This window comes from Natrononativus amylolyticus, assembly GCF_024362525.1.
Taxonomy (GTDB): Archaea; Halobacteriota; Halobacteria; order Halobacteriales; family Natrialbaceae; genus Natrononativus; species Natrononativus amylolyticus.
The window spans coordinates 1,026,233-1,039,199 of record NZ_CP101458.1 but is presented as its reverse complement, the minus strand read 5'-3'; the positions used below and the strand labels follow the sequence as shown (position 1 = coordinate 1,039,199).

Annotated in this window: 16 protein-coding genes; 9 read left to right on the top strand and 7 right to left on the bottom strand. The window is 66.8% G+C overall.

From position 1 onward, the window contains the following. Positions 1-44: 44 nt before the first annotated feature. The 3 genes from NMQ11_RS05350 (at position 45) to NMQ11_RS05340 (ending at position 2,069) form a co-directional block, all read left to right on the top strand. The gene (locus NMQ11_RS05350) at positions 45-437 is read left to right on the top strand and encodes a winged helix-turn-helix domain-containing protein (RefSeq protein ID WP_255170376.1); all 393 of its coding nucleotides are present in this window, start codon (positions 45-47) and stop codon (positions 435-437) included. Positions 438-561: 124 nt separating this feature from the next. Beyond that, positions 562-1,011, top strand: a complete 450-nt coding sequence (locus NMQ11_RS05345) for a DUF8097 family protein (RefSeq protein WP_255170375.1) — start codon at positions 562-564, stop codon at positions 1,009-1,011. Positions 1,012-1,205: 194 nt separating this feature from the next. Further along, positions 1,206-2,069 (top strand): bile acid:sodium symporter family protein, encoded by an 864-nt coding sequence (locus tag NMQ11_RS05340; protein WP_255170374.1) that lies wholly within the window; start codon positions 1,206-1,208, stop codon positions 2,067-2,069. A gap of 74 nt (positions 2,070-2,143) precedes the next feature. On the opposite strand, the gene NMQ11_RS05335 is transcribed toward NMQ11_RS05340, so the two are convergent. From NMQ11_RS05335 to NMQ11_RS05325, 3 genes are all read right to left on the bottom strand, one after another. Further along, positions 2,144-2,770: a trimeric intracellular cation channel family protein gene (locus NMQ11_RS05335; protein ID WP_425607706.1), complete on the bottom strand. Its 627-nt coding sequence runs from the start codon at positions 2,768-2,770 to the stop codon at positions 2,144-2,146. Positions 2,771-3,140: 370 nt separating this feature from the next. Further along, on the bottom strand, positions 3,141-4,409 hold the full coding sequence (gene icd / locus NMQ11_RS05330; protein WP_255170372.1) for an isocitrate dehydrogenase (NADP(+)): 1,269 nt from the start codon (positions 4,407-4,409) through the stop codon (positions 3,141-3,143). Between the two features lie 113 nt (positions 4,410-4,522). After that, positions 4,523-4,780: a hypothetical protein gene (locus NMQ11_RS05325; protein WP_255170371.1), complete on the bottom strand. Its 258-nt coding sequence runs from the start codon at positions 4,778-4,780 to the stop codon at positions 4,523-4,525. A 108-nt stretch (positions 4,781-4,888) separates the two neighbouring features. Between NMQ11_RS05325 and NMQ11_RS05320 the strand changes: the two genes are divergently transcribed. The 3 genes from NMQ11_RS05320 (at position 4,889) to map (ending at position 7,256) form a co-directional block, all read left to right on the top strand. Then, positions 4,889-5,803 carry an isoaspartyl peptidase/L-asparaginase gene (locus NMQ11_RS05320; RefSeq protein WP_255170370.1) on the top strand — a complete coding sequence of 305 codons (915 nt, stop codon included), beginning with the start codon at positions 4,889-4,891 and terminating at the stop codon, positions 5,801-5,803. Positions 5,804-6,149: 346 nt separating this feature from the next. Then, the gene (locus tag NMQ11_RS05315) at positions 6,150-6,272 is read left to right on the top strand and encodes a hypothetical protein (RefSeq protein ID WP_255170369.1); all 123 of its coding nucleotides are present in this window, start codon (positions 6,150-6,152) and stop codon (positions 6,270-6,272) included. A gap of 87 nt (positions 6,273-6,359) precedes the next feature. Then, a complete protein-coding gene (map, locus tag NMQ11_RS05310; protein ID WP_255170368.1) occupies positions 6,360-7,256 on the top strand; it encodes a type II methionyl aminopeptidase in 897 nt (298 codons plus the stop codon). Positions 7,257-7,317: 61 nt separating this feature from the next. Here map and NMQ11_RS05305 read toward each other — a convergent pair whose 3' ends face one another. Further along, positions 7,318-7,518: a DUF7835 family putative zinc beta-ribbon protein gene (locus NMQ11_RS05305; RefSeq protein ID WP_255170367.1), complete on the bottom strand. Its 201-nt coding sequence runs from the start codon at positions 7,516-7,518 to the stop codon at positions 7,318-7,320. Between the two features lie 144 nt (positions 7,519-7,662). On the opposite strand from NMQ11_RS05305, the gene NMQ11_RS05300 reads away from it, so the two are divergent. Both NMQ11_RS05300 and NMQ11_RS05295 read left to right on the top strand, forming a co-directional pair. Continuing rightward, entirely contained in the window at positions 7,663-8,211 is a 549-nt protein-coding gene (locus NMQ11_RS05300) for an HIT family protein (RefSeq protein WP_255170366.1), read from the top strand. A gap of 86 nt (positions 8,212-8,297) precedes the next feature. Further along, on the top strand, positions 8,298-9,161 hold the full coding sequence (locus NMQ11_RS05295; RefSeq protein ID WP_255170365.1) for a mechanosensitive ion channel family protein: 864 nt from the start codon (positions 8,298-8,300) through the stop codon (positions 9,159-9,161). 11 nt (positions 9,162-9,172) lie between these two features. Here NMQ11_RS05295 and NMQ11_RS05290 read toward each other — a convergent pair whose 3' ends face one another. Continuing rightward, a complete protein-coding gene (locus tag NMQ11_RS05290) occupies positions 9,173-10,426 on the bottom strand; it encodes a tRNA (N(6)-L-threonylcarbamoyladenosine(37)-C(2))-methylthiotransferase (RefSeq protein WP_255170364.1) in 1,254 nt (417 codons plus the stop codon). A 73-nt stretch (positions 10,427-10,499) separates the two neighbouring features. Next, positions 10,500-11,522: an AI-2E family transporter gene (locus NMQ11_RS05285; RefSeq protein WP_255170363.1), complete on the bottom strand. Its 1,023-nt coding sequence runs from the start codon at positions 11,520-11,522 to the stop codon at positions 10,500-10,502. 129 nt (positions 11,523-11,651) lie between these two features. Here NMQ11_RS05285 and NMQ11_RS05280 point away from each other — a divergent pair, with 129 nt between their 5' ends. Beyond that, positions 11,652-12,362: a DUF547 domain-containing protein gene (locus NMQ11_RS05280; protein WP_255170362.1), complete on the top strand. Its 711-nt coding sequence runs from the start codon at positions 11,652-11,654 to the stop codon at positions 12,360-12,362. 24 nt (positions 12,363-12,386) lie between these two features. On the opposite strand, the gene NMQ11_RS05275 is transcribed toward NMQ11_RS05280, so the two are convergent. Next, positions 12,387-12,956 carry a YegP family protein gene (locus NMQ11_RS05275; RefSeq protein WP_255170361.1) on the bottom strand — a complete coding sequence of 190 codons (570 nt, stop codon included), beginning with the start codon at positions 12,954-12,956 and terminating at the stop codon, positions 12,387-12,389. Positions 12,957-12,967 lie beyond the last annotated feature (11 nt).

Here is a 12,967-nt window from a genome sequence, read left to right as displayed (position 1 = left end):
TTGAGTCAATAACGACTAAGCCGCTGCCGGCCGTAACCTCTCGCATGGCAGGCGCACCCGACAGCGACGCCGGTCGCCGCGAGGAGCGGTCGCTGCTTCCCGACCACAGCATCCTCCCGCTCGAGGCCTACCTCGAGATGCAACGGTCCATCGGGAACGAACACCGGTTTCGCATCCTGAACGCGCTCGTCGAGGGGGGCGACATGAGCGCGACCGAACTCCGGGAGGCGCTCGACCTGCGGGGGAACACGCTCCACTACCACCTCGAGGAACTGGTCGACGTGGGCCTCGTCGAGAATCGGAAGCGGAAGACGACCGACAGCCGCGGCCTGTACTCCTACTACCGGGCGAGCGCCATGGGCGAAGCGATCCTCGAACACGGTATCCGCGAACTGCTCCGGCGGGAGTGGGAGTCCCTCGAGGAGTACGGCGGGTGACGACCCCGACGTACTGATCCCGTACGCGTGACCGCTCGAGACGGAGACGCAACCGCAGACCGAAGACATCGCGGCACTCCCGTCGAAACAGATACGACGGCCGAACACCTGTTGCGAAACGAGCATGGTGTCCCGTCGATCCCGTGCGCTGCTCGATTTGGTCGTCAGCCTCCTCGCCCTCGTCGGTCTGATCGCCGCGGAGCGAGCGGCCGCTCGTGCAGACCGGAGCGAGACCGGCCGCCTCGAGTCGGCGCCGTCGCTCTCCGGCGCGGGCGAGGACCGAGACACCGCATCCGGAAGCGGCGTCGCCGTCGGTAACACGCGGCTCTCGGCGCGGTGGGTCGTCGTGGGTGCGGCGGCCGCCGTCTGCTACCGCGCTCTCTACGACCGCGACGTCTGGTCGATTCGCCGGTCGTGGCTGCGCCGCGCGCTCGTCGGCGGCGCCCTCTCCGTCGGCGGCGTGGCGTTCGGCCTCTCCGACAGGGAGGCGTCGTTCAGCTACACCCTCGGTAGCTCCGCGGCGACGATCCTCTACCGGCTCAAGTACGGGTTGCTGGACGCACCGCCCGAATGAACGTTGGAGGGACGTGAGCCACACGCTCGAACGACCTCTCGAGCCTGATCACCGTTCGCGGTTCGAGACTCGCGCGGTGGCGGCGTTCGGTCGTCCTCGAGATCACGCTCGTCGCACGACGGGCCGGTCCCGAGTACCGGCAACCGCCGGGGAGTCACCGCCTATTTCTGTTCGCTGCTCCGAGAGAACGGTAGATGGTGGACGTCACAGTCGATGCGCTGGTCGATCTCGCGACGACCGTCTTCGTGCTCTCGACGATGCTCGCGATGGGTCTCGAGCTGTCGGCCGGGCAGCTGCGTCGCGCTCTCGGTCGGCGCGGGCTCATGGCGAGGTCACTGTTGGCGAACCTCGTCCTCGTCCCGCTGGTGGCGTACGCGCTCGTCCTCGCCGTTCCGATGGAGACCGGGTACGCGGTGGGAATACTGCTACTCGCCGTGGCGCCGGGCGCGCCGTTCGGCCCCAAGCTCGCCGAAATCTCGGACAGCGATCTCGCGTACGCGAGCGGGCTGATGGCCGTGCTGGGAATCGTTTCCGTGGTGACGATTCCGGTGACGATGGCGCTGCTCATGCCCGGCGGCGTGAGCGTCGATCCCCTCGGGATCGCACAGCTGGTCGTCGCCGTCCAGCTCGTTCCGCTGCTCGTTGGACTCGGACTCGAGGCCCGAACGTCGCGCCTTGCCGACCGGCTCCTCCCGGTCGCGCGTCGCGTCTCGGACGTCACCTTCGTCTTCTTGCTCGTTCTCCTGCTGGCAGTCTACCACGGAGAGATGCTCTCGCTCGTCGGCACGGGAGCACTGTTCGTCTCGGTGATCGTTACCGTGGCGGCGTTACTGTTGGGATACTCCCTCGGAGGTGCTGGCCGGGAGACGCGCGAGGTTCTCGCGACCACGACCGCCGTCAGAAACGCGGCGATCGCGCTGTTCATCGCGACGACCAGCTTCGTGGATCCGGACGTCCTCACGACGGTCCTCGCCTTCTCGTTCGTCGGCGTCGTGATCTCGGGGCTGCTCGCCGGCGGGTGGCGCCGGCGTACGGGGCGGCGACGCGTGCCGTCGTAAGCGGACGTTCGAACCCGCAGAAACCGCGAAACGACGAGCCGTCGGGGTACTCGAGCGGTCGCGACTCGAGAGAGCTACCGGGTGTCGTCGACCCGCTTTCGCGCGAGCCCCAGGGCCTGTGCCGTCGGCAGCGACCAGCCGCGAGAGACCGCCGCGAGCCGCGTCCCGACCGTCACCGCTGCACACGCCGCGGCGGCGGCGCTCCCCGTCGTGCCTGCGGTTACCGCCAGCCAGTAGGCGGCGCCGCCCAGCACCGCACAGCTCGCGTAGACGTCCTCGAGCAGGACGAACGGCGAGCGGTTCAACAGGACGTCCGCCACCGCGCCCCCGCCGACCGCGTTGATGGTCGCGATGGCGACGACGCCGAATCCCGAGACGCCGGTTTCGACCGCGACGATCGCGCCCGCCGTGGCGAACGCCGCGAGCCCGACGGCGTCGGAGACCTGCGCGATCGGGTGTTCGTCCGCGTTTGCGAGGAGCGCGCTCACCCCGAGCGCCAGACCGACGCCGAGCAGTCCGAGGGTGATCTCGTCTGCAGATCTGAGCGCCAGCGGGACGCGACCGACGAGAATATCGCGGGTCACGCCGCCGGCGAACGCCGTCGCGAGCCCGACGACCGCGACGCCGAACAGGTCGAACTCCTCGCGGATCGCCTTGGTCGCCCCGACTAACGCGAAGGCGACCAGCCCGACCGTGTTCATCACGGCGAAGGGATCGCCGGCCACGACGCCGAAGAGTTCCTCGATCACTGTCGATAGCCACGGTGGGAACGACCTTGAGTACTGCGCATCGGCCATTTGTGCCATTAACACGCGTACCGCCTCGAGTCACGTCCGGCCCCGGACACCGCGAACGACGCTCCAGTACTCGAACGACGGCCACAACGGTCGACCGAGAACGGTCTACGACGGTGGCTTGACACTTCTGTTGTGGCACCGAAATCGAACGAAAAGTGGTTCTCTACACCGTCTCGAGAGCGTCAGATCGCTCCGCGGTCTGACTGTCGGGAACGCTGGTTACGCCAATTTCTCGATATTCTGGCGGTGAAACCTCCAGAGGACGGGAAACTCTCTACGAGAGTTTCTCGATATTCGAGACGACTTCGTCGGCGTACTCGCTCGTGGCGAGCTTCTCCGCGTCCTCGAGCTGCCGTTCGAGGTCGTACGTAACTTTGCCCGAGGAGATGGTCTCCTCGACGGCGTCGCGGACGAGGTCGGCGGCGTCGGTCCAGCCCATGTACTCGAGCATCATGCGCCCCGAGAGGATCATCGCGGTCGGGTTGACCTTGTCCTGACCCTCGTACTTGGGCGCGGAGCCGTGGACGGGTTCGGCGAGCATGCGGCCCTCGCCGAAGTTGCCGCCGGGGGCGATGCCGAGGCCGCCGATCTGGGCGCCGGCGGCGTCGGACATGTAGTCGCCGTTCAGGTTCATCGTCGCGATGACGTCGTACTGGTCGGTTCGCGTCAGCAGCTGCTGGAGCATGTTGTCCGCGATGCGGTCGTTGACGACCACCGCATCCTCCGGTGCTTCGCCGTCGCGCTCCTCCCAGAGGGTGTCCTCGGTGATGACCTCGTCGCCGTACTCCTCTTCGGCGACCTCGTAGCCCCAGTCGCGGAACTGGCCCTCGGTGAACTTCATGATGTTGCCCTTGTGGACCAGCGTGACCGAGTCGCGGTCGTGCTCTAAGGCGTAGTCGATGGCCTCGCGGACGAGTCGCTTCGTCCCGAACTCGGTGATCGGCTTGACGCCGATGCCGACGGGGCCGTCGTGGATGACGTCGTCGAAGCCCATCTCACCCTCGACGAACTCCTTTACCTGCTCGACCTCGTCGGTTCCCTGCTCCCACTCGATGCCGGCGTAGACGTCCTCCGTGTTCTCGCGGAAGGTGACCATGTCCATCTGCTCGGGTTCGGAAACCGGCGAGGGAACGCCCTCCAGGTGGTAGGTCGGGCGAACGTTCGCGTAGAGGTCGAGCAGTTTGCGCAGGCCGACGTTCAGCGAGCGAAAGCCGGAACCGACGGGGGTCGTCAGCGGCCCCTTGATCGCGACGCGGTGTTCCTTGATGGCCTCGACGGTGTCGTCGGGCAGGTTCTCGTCGTAGCGCTCGCGGGCGGACTCGCCGGCGTAGACGCGCATCCAGCTGATCCCGCGGCCGGTCGCCTCGGCGGCGGCGTCGAGGACCTTCTGTGCTGCCGGGCCGACGTCGCTGCCGACGCCGTCACCGTAGATGATCGGAATAATCGGGTTGTCGGGCACCTCGAGGGCGGTGTCCGACCCCTCCTCGAGCGTGATTTTCTCCCCTTCGGCGGGTACCTCGACCTGATCGTAATCGTAGCTCATCTCGTCTGTAGGGTTCTCAGTGGGGCCTAAAAGGGCTCTCATTTCCGTCCGGTGGTGGCATATATTGCCGTCCCCGACCGTGCTTCCGGCGGTTTCGGCGCTCGAGACGACGGTCACCAACCTCGAGCGATCAGGACGATGCCGGCACAGCCGACGACCAGCGCGAGGGCGCCGAGGGCGGACGCGATGAGAACGGGCGAGCCGGTGACGCCGGTGCTCACGGTCGCCCAGGCGAGCGTGAGGACGGCGACCGCGACGACGACCAGCGCGGTTCCGGCGTCGATCGTCTCCCCGTCGGCGAGGAGGACTCGAGAGACGGCGACCGCTGCCATGATCGCGCAGAATCCCGCGAGCAGGACGACCGGCGTCATCGTCGTCACCGGTACACAACCCCGCGTGGTAAGTGTAGGGGTTTGCCACCGTCGCGGGTCTCGAGTCGAACCGGGACGATTATCCCGGCCCGGGAGAAGCCGTCTCTCATGCAGGTAATCGTTCACGGCGGTGCCGGTGGCGAGCCCGAGGAGCCGGAGGCAAGACTGGACGTGCTCGAGGAGGCCGCGAACGTCGGCGCGGGCGAATCGACCCCGGTCGACGCCGTCGAGGCCGCGGTCACGGTACTCGAGTCCTCGCCCCGGTTCAACGCGGGCGTCGGCGGAGCGGTTCAGAGTGACGGCGTGATCCGAACGGACGCGGGAATCATGACCGACGACCGGTCGGTCGGCGCGGTCTGTTCGATGCCGGGCGTCGAGCACGCGGTCAGCGCGGCGCGCGTCGTCATGGAGGAGACGCCGCACGTGTTCCTCGCGGGCGAACGCGCGGTCGCGCTCGCCGAAAGTTACGGGGTCGAGACGGACGTCGACCTCTGGTCGGAACGAACCCGCGAGAAGTGGGACGCCCTGGAGCCGCCGGCGGGCGGCCCCCGGAGCCAACTCGAGTGGATCCGCGAGGAGTTCGGGCGAACGGACCCGGGCGGCCGTTCCGGGGAATCGGCCGCGACGCCGGGCGTCGGCGACGAAATGGATCACGACACGGTCGGCGCCGTCGCGTTCGACGGCGAGGCGCTTGCTGCGGCGACCTCGACCGGCGGCCGCTGGCTCGCGCTGGCCGGCCGCGTCGGCGACGTCCCGCAGGTCGGCTCGGGCTACTACTGCTCGCCGGCCGCCGGCGTCAGCGCGACCGGCGCCGGCGAGGACATCGCCCGCGTCACGCTCTCGAGGCGCGTCGCCCGCCACGTCGAACGCGGCCTCTCCGCGCAGGCGGCGACGGATCTCGCGATCGAGGAGTTCGCGGAGCTGACCGGCTCGACGGCGGGCGTCATCGCGATCGACGCCCGCGGGACGCTCGGCTCGTCGTACAACAGCGCGATGATGCAGACCGCTCGCGCCGAGAAGTAGCGTCGACGCTCGTCCGAAACGAACCGCGAGAGCACCCGCCGCGTCGCTCGCTCTCGCGGCTCGTACCGGTGTGCTATCGTTGCCCCGCCGTGGGCGGATGGCGTTCGGTGGCGCCGTGCTCGGATCGCTCAGCAGTGGCGTCTCTCACGCCGACTCAACAGAGAGCCGAGAGCCGTATAAACCTCGCCAGCCGTTTCACGCCGTTTGCGAACTCTACGACTCGTTTCTCTGGTAACGATCCCGCTCGAGGCCGGGAGCGGCGTCGCTGTGACTCGAGCAGGCGACCCGCGGTGTTTCGACGATCGTCGTGGTAGTGATTTATTATCGTCGAACCCAATGACTGCCCATGCTCAGACAGCCGCAGCATCCCGAACGACGGTGCCCGAACTGCCGCGAAACGCTCTCGAACGTTCAGGGCGTCGACGCCTGCCCCGAGTGCGCGTGGACTGCACCCGAGGGCGACCGCTAGCGTCGTCCGATTCTGACGGAGGACCGCCGAACGACTCGAGCGACCGGAGGCGCAACCTCTTTTTATCGACCGGGAGAACCCCGCGGTATGGCTGACACCGAGGTCGACCTCGAGGCAGAGAAGTACGAGAAACACCGCGAGGCGGGGGCGATCCTCGCACAGGTCCGCGAGGAGACGGCCGATCGCGTCGAGGTCGGCGCGAGCCACCTCGAGGTCGCCGAGTACGCCGAAGACCGCATCCGGGAACTCGGCGGTAAACCCGCGTTTCCGGTCAACATCTCGATCGACGAGGAGGCCGCCCACGCGACGCCGTCGATCGACGACGAGTCGACGTTCGGCGAGGAGATGATCAACTTGGACATCGGCGTCCACATCGACGGCTGGCTCGCCGACACCGCGATCACGGTCGACCTCTCGGGTAACCCGGAGCTCGCGGAGGCGCCCGAACAGGCCCTCGAGGCCGCGATCGACGTCATCGAACCCGGCGTCGACACCGGCGACATCGGCGCGGAGATCGAGGACGTGATCAAGGGATACGGCTTCAACCCCGTCGTCAACCTCACGGGTCACGGACTGGGACACTGGGAACAGCACACGAGCCCGAACATCCCGAACCGGGCCGTCTCGCAGGGGACGACCCTCGAGGTCGGCGACGTGGTCGCCATCGAGCCGTTCGCGACCGACGGCGGCGGCAAGGTCACCGAGGGCGCCAGCGAGGAGATCTACTCCCTCGAGCGCGAGGGGTCGGTCCGCAACCGGCAGGCTCGGGAGGCGCTCTCTCAGATCACCGAGGAATTTCGCACGCTACCGTTCGCGACCCGCTGGCTCGAGACCGACCGCCCGGAGGTGGCGCTGCGCCGGCTCAAACGCCAGAACATCGTCCACGGCTACCCGGTGCTCAAGGAGGGCGACGGCTTCCTCGTGAGCCAGAAAGAACACACCGTCATCGTCACCCCCGACGGCTGTGAAGTGACGACCGCCTGACCGCGGGGACAAACAGTGAGCCCTCGGTGGGCCGGTTTCGAAGCGCGCGAGGTTCGTCCGCTCAGGCGTTGTTCATCCGCTGGCTGTGCCGGGTGCCACAGCGCTGGCACTCGGCGACGCGGTAGGGCTCCCGGGAGAACTGTGCGTTCTCCTCTTTTACGCTCTCGGTTCGGATCTGCACCGTCACCTCGTGGAGGGTGTCGAGGTCGCACTCCTCACAGCGTTCTGTGAGGCCGTTGAACGAGTTGTCGGTTGTTGCCATTGCCGATACATTCTTTCTATCAGTACCTTAAATCTACCCTTCATTTATTCACCGAGGGACGCGAGTGCACGGATCGGCGGCTCTGAAGGGGAGTACGAGGGCTCGAGTACACACGCTTTTGAGGTCCCCTCGAGTCCATCCGGTATGGAGCAGGTGTTCGCCCCGTGGCGCATCGAGTGGATCAGGCGCGAGAAGAAGAATCCGAAGGTCGAGGAGTGCGTCTTCTGTGAGCTTCCGAACTGGGAGAACGACCGAGAGAACCTGCTGGTCGCCCGAAACGACCACGCCTTCGTCCTGCTGAACAACGCACCGTACAACCCTGGCCACGCCATGGTGATCCCCTTCCACCACACGGGCGACTACACCGACCTGACCGACGAGGAACTGTTGGGTCACGCACGGCTGAAACAGCGGACCCTCGAGGCGCTCGAGGCCGCATTCGAGCCCGCGGGATTCAACGCAGGGTTGAACCTCGGCGGTGGTGCCGCGGGCGGCTCGATCGACGACCACCTCCATACCCACGTCGTCCCGCGCTGGCAGGGCGACACGAACTTCATGCCCATCGTCAGCGACACGACGGTGATCGTCGAGGCGCTCGAGGAGACCTACGACCAGTTACACGAGGCGTTCGCCGCACAGGAGGGAGCCACCGTTCCGGACGACCGAAGTTCGGTCCGGTTCGACGCCCCGTGATCGCTCCCCTCACCCGCTCGCGGGGTCGCCGCTTCGACGCGCCTGCCGGGTGAACTTTTGTACGATTCTGGGTGGTAGCCCCGGTGATGCCGGTCACAGCCCGTCTCGAGGAGTTGCTGGTCGAGTACGCCGCGATACTCGAGAGTCTGACGGTTCTCGTCGTCACGTTCGTCCTCGTCTACCTCGCCGGGCGCTACCTCCTCGAGCCGCTCGCACAGTGGGTGATGGACGTCCGGGGCACCGACCCGACGCTCCGGCGCGGACTTCAGCAGGCGGTCGCCATCGGTGTCGTGGTCCTCGCGGCCCTGATCGCGCTGTCGGTGGCCGAGTTCGACTACCTGCTCCAGCGCTCGGCGATCATCGTCGCCGCGCTGACGGTGGCGCTCGGGTTCGCCGCCCAGAACGTCGTCGGAAACGTCGTCAGCGGCGCCTTCATCGTCACCGATCCGAAGTACAACATCGGCGACTGGATCCGGTGGGACGACCAGGAGGGGATCATCGAGGACATCAGCTTTCGGACCACTCGCGTTCGGACCTTCGACAACGAAGTCGTGATGGTCCCTAACTCGACGTTGACCACGACGGCCGTCACGAACGCCGTGTTGAACGACCACATCCGTCTCGAGGTCCCGGTCGAAATCGACTACGACGACGATCTCGAGACTGCCGTCCGCGTACTGGCGGACGTCGCGGCCGCCCATCCCGACATCCTCGAGGAGCCGGAGCCGCAGGTGTTCGTCACGGATCTCGAGGGGGCGATTCGTCTCTCGGCCAGATTCTGGATCGCAGACCCGAGCAGACAGTCGTTCGCGAAAATTCGTTCCGCATACGCCCGCCGGGTTCTCGAGCGATTCGACGAGCGCGGGATCGATCTCGGTGCACCCGCGACACAGGAACTGCGGGGCGGACTCGAGGTAATTCCGCGCACCGAGGACGGTCCGGTGCGGTGATCGCGTTCGGATCAGACCGGCTCGCCGAAGGCGTACATCGTCTCGTGAGCCGTGACCTCGCAATCGACGAACTCGCCCGGCTCGAGGCCGTGCTCGCTCGCGTTCCGGACGATAATCTGGCGGTAGGCCGAGTCCCGGCACTTCACGGAGTCGGCGGTTCCCTCCTCGACTACCAGACAGTGTTCCCGAACGTCGCCGACCATCTCGGCGTACGCCTGACCGACGATCTCGCGCTTGAGTTCGCTCATCTCCCGCGAGCGCTCCTTCTTGATCGTCCCGCCGAGGCCCTTCATCTTCGCCGCGTCGGTGCCCGGCCGCTTCGAGAAGCGGGTAACGTTGAGCTTCTCCGGGCGCGTTTCACGGAGCAGGGCCATCGACTGGGCGTGGTCGTGGTCGGTTTCGGTGGGAAAGCCGACGATGAAGTCCGTCGACAGCGTCCAGTACTCGAGGGCTGCATCGAAGGTTTCGATCACCTCGAGGTACTCGCTCACCTGGTGCTGGCGGCGCATGTCCCCGAGCACGTCGTCCGAACCGGACTGGACGGGGGCGTGGAGGAAGTCGTACAGCTTCTCGTTTTCCGCGAACACCCGCGCTAGCTCCTCGCGGATGCCGTGGACGCCCTTCGGGTTCGCCATCCCAACCCGCACGCGGAACTCGCCGTCGATGGCGCAGATGCGCTCGAGCAGTTCCGGCAGCTTCCGCTCGCCCTGCTCCCAGCCGTAGACGCCGGTGTCCTGGCCGGTGATGCGGATCTCCTTCGCGCCGGCGTGGACGAGCGCTCGGGCCTTCTCGACGTTTTCTTCGACCGGCGGGGAGTCGATCTTCCCCGTGGCGTGTTTCGTGATGCAGTACGAGCAGTCGGACATACAGCCCCGCGCGATGGGGAGGATGCCGACGACGCCGTCGAGCACCGGCCGGGCGTCGGGCGTCGTCGTCGGACACTCGCCGTTCGTCACCGCTTCCGGAACCTCGTCCCAGTGGAGCACCTCGGCGTCCACGTCGGCGGCCGCGAACTCCTCACCCTGGGCGAGGGCCATACAGCCGGTGACGTACAGGTCCGCGGTCTCCTCGCTCAGCTCCTCGGCCCGACGGAGCATGTTCCGTTCGGTCTTCTCGACGACGGTGCAGGTGTTGAGAATCGCCACGTCCGCCTCCTGGGGACCGTCGACCCGGTAGTGGCCAGCGTCACGGAGCCGTCGCTCGATCTCGCGGCTCTCGCCGCGGTTCGACGTACAGCCGTAGGTTTCGATGTGATACCGGGCCATCGCCTACCGTTTCGTGGGGCCCGGTCGGGAAAAGCGCGACGGATTCCGCCGCGGAGCGAACCGGCTTCGGCGTTCAGCCGGCGGCATCCGAGCCGTCCTCGAGCCGGTGGTAATGGTCGTCGACGACCGAGAGGACGGCCTTGAACGCACCGAGGACGACGGGACCGAAGAACAGCCCCATGATGCCGAAGGCGTAGATGCCGCCGAGAACCCCGAGGATGATCACTGCGGGACTGAGTTCAGCGTAGCGGTCGACGACGATCGGACGCAGGTAGTCGTCTGCGACGCCGACGACGACCGCGCTGTAGACGAACAGCGCCACTGCGAGCACGGGTTCGCCGGTCACGAAGAGGTAGACGACCGCGGGACCCCACACGAGGAACGCCCCGATCAGCGGCACCAGCGACAGGATGATCATGATGAACGTCCAGAAGGCGGCGTTCGGGATGCCGGTCGCGAACAGTCCCAACCCCGCGATGACGCCCTCGATGATCGCGATCAGCACGTGCCCCAGCAGGACCGCCCGCGTCACCTCGTCGAGTTCGCCGTACAGGTCGTCCTGAACGTCCGACGGAAGCGGCGTCGTCTCCCTGATCCACCCCATCAGCTCCCTCCCGTCCTTGAGCAGGTAGTAGATGAGGAACAGCGCGAGTCCGAGGCCGATCAGAACGTGGGTGAGCGTGCTCACGATCTCGGTCGTCCGCTCGAGGACGAACATGCCCGCCTCCTGGCCGGCGTCGGCGGCCGTCGACGCGAGATCGACCTCGAGGCCGGTGCGCTCCTCGAGTTGACTCTCTATGTCGGCGAGTCCGATCGCGTCGGCGTCGAACTCCTGGAGCAACTGGACGGCGTCCTCGGCGATAACGGCGATAACCACGACGAAGGGGATCAGGAAGCCGGCGATCGCCAGCACCACCATGGCGAACGCCGAGATCGTCGGCGAGGTGCGGGGAGCCAGCCGCCTGTGGAGCGGAAAGAGGATGTAGGCGAGCAACACCGCCGCGAGGACGTACTGGAGAAAAGGGAGGACCAGCAACAGCGAGAGAACGGCGAAGAGCCCTACCAGAACGAGGAGGTACCCTTTGCTGAGATTCATACACGCTGTTCGACGGATCGCCGTATAAGTCCGGACGTTGCGTGAGACGGACCGATCTGTTTCCGGCGACGACAGTCGGTTCAGCCGTCCCACGGGTTCAAGTCACTGGTTCGCCAAGTAGCCCACTGAATGTCGACGCAACTCGACCCCCTCTCGGTTTCCGCTGATCTCCTCTATACGGTCAAAACGGAGGGTGCTACAACCGAGTTGCGAGAGTACCTTGCAGCGTTCGATCGCCCCCAACTAACGCGGGCGCTGTCGGGGCACGCCCAGCGGCTGTCGTTCTGGCTCAACTGCTACAACGCCTACGCCCAACTGCTCCTCGAGGCGACGCCCCTCGAGGGCGGGGTTCTGGACAGGTGGAAGTTCTTCGCCAGGGATCGGATCCCCATCGCCGGTGTCTGGCTGAGCCTCGACGACATCGAACACGGCATGCTTCGGAGTTCGAAACACCCCTGGGGGATGGGATACCTGCCGCGACCGTTCCCCTCCTCGTTCGAGCGGGCGTTCCGCCTCGAGCGCGCCGACCCCCGGATCCACTTCGCGCTGAGCTGTGGGTCCGAGAGCTGTCCGCCGATCGCAGTCTACAGCCCCCAGGACGTCGAGGCAGAACTCGACGTCGCGATCGAGTGGTACCTAGAGGAGAACGTCTCCTACGATCCGTTGACCGAGGTCGCGACGGTTCCCCGATTGTTCCTCTGGTATCGGGGCGACTTCGGCGGCAAACGCGGTATCGTCGACTTCCTCGAGCGCTACGGGGCCGTTCCCGAGGGAGTCACGCCCTCACTCGAGTACGACGAGTACGACTGGTCGGCCGACGTCGGCGATTTTCGAGGGTGAGCGGGTGCCCCCTCGAGGGGTCGATCACTCCTCGACCTGTTCGATCCGCGCCGTGGCTGCGCTCTTGCTAACGCTCCTGGCGGCCCGCGTCGCGTTGTACCGCGAGACGTACCCCTCACCGCTGTCGGCGACGATGTTACCGTTCCAGTGAACGAGTCGCCAGCGCCACTCCTCGGCCCGGTCGCGGTACACCTCGAACCGCGCCGTTCGCTCGCCGCTCGCTCGCGCTTCCCGCCCCGCGGTCGTCGACTCGGCCGGCATCGCTGCAGCGGCCGCATCCGGCGTCGCGTCAGCCGTCTCCGCCGACTCGTCGACGCCGGGCCCCTCGTCGACCCGGACGCTCGAGTCGGCCGCCGGCTCCGCCCACTCGAGTTCGAGTTCGAGTTCGGTCTCCCCCGGCGAGCCCGCGGTCGTTTCGGCCTCGAGGTCGACCTCGATCCGGTCGGGAAACGAGATCGACGCAGTCCGGTCGTCGACGGCGAGACGGGCGGGACGGCCGGTCTCGAGCGCCGTCGACAGCTCCGCGAGAAGGGCCGCCAGTTCCGCTCGGTCGTGCGTCGCCTCGAGTTCGAACAGCGTGTGCTCGTCGGCCATACGGTCACTAC

Coding starts and splice junctions, on each gene's coding strand:
- NMQ11_RS05350 (WP_255170376.1), top strand. CDS start 45: ATGGCAGGCGCACCCGACAGCGACGCCGGTCGCCGCGAGGAGCGGTCG.
- NMQ11_RS05345 (WP_255170375.1), top strand. CDS start 562: ATGGTGTCCCGTCGATCCCGTGCGCTGCTCGATTTGGTCGTCAGCCTC.
- NMQ11_RS05340 (WP_255170374.1), top strand. CDS start 1,206: ATGGTGGACGTCACAGTCGATGCGCTGGTCGATCTCGCGACGACCGTC.
- NMQ11_RS05335 (WP_425607706.1), bottom strand. CDS start 2,770: ATGAACACGGTCGGGCTGGTCGCCTTCGCGTTAGTCGGGGCGACCAAG.
- icd (WP_255170372.1), bottom strand. CDS start 4,409: ATGAGCTACGATTACGATCAGGTCGAGGTACCCGCCGAAGGGGAGAAA.
- NMQ11_RS05325 (WP_255170371.1), bottom strand. CDS start 4,780: ATGACGCCGGTCGTCCTGCTCGCGGGATTCTGCGCGATCATGGCAGCG.
- NMQ11_RS05320 (WP_255170370.1), top strand. CDS start 4,889: ATGCAGGTAATCGTTCACGGCGGTGCCGGTGGCGAGCCCGAGGAGCCG.
- NMQ11_RS05315 (WP_255170369.1), top strand. CDS start 6,150: ATGCTCAGACAGCCGCAGCATCCCGAACGACGGTGCCCGAACTGCCGC.
- map (WP_255170368.1), top strand. CDS start 6,360: ATGGCTGACACCGAGGTCGACCTCGAGGCAGAGAAGTACGAGAAACAC.
- NMQ11_RS05305 (WP_255170367.1), bottom strand. CDS start 7,518: ATGGCAACAACCGACAACTCGTTCAACGGCCTCACAGAACGCTGTGAG.
- NMQ11_RS05300 (WP_255170366.1), top strand. CDS start 7,663: ATGGAGCAGGTGTTCGCCCCGTGGCGCATCGAGTGGATCAGGCGCGAG.
- NMQ11_RS05295 (WP_255170365.1), top strand. CDS start 8,298: ATGCCGGTCACAGCCCGTCTCGAGGAGTTGCTGGTCGAGTACGCCGCG.
- NMQ11_RS05290 (WP_255170364.1), bottom strand. CDS start 10,426: ATGGCCCGGTATCACATCGAAACCTACGGCTGTACGTCGAACCGCGGC.
- NMQ11_RS05285 (WP_255170363.1), bottom strand. CDS start 11,522: ATGAATCTCAGCAAAGGGTACCTCCTCGTTCTGGTAGGGCTCTTCGCC.
- NMQ11_RS05280 (WP_255170362.1), top strand. CDS start 11,652: ATGTCGACGCAACTCGACCCCCTCTCGGTTTCCGCTGATCTCCTCTAT.
- NMQ11_RS05275 (WP_255170361.1), bottom strand. CDS start 12,956: ATGGCCGACGAGCACACGCTGTTCGAACTCGAGGCGACGCACGACCGA.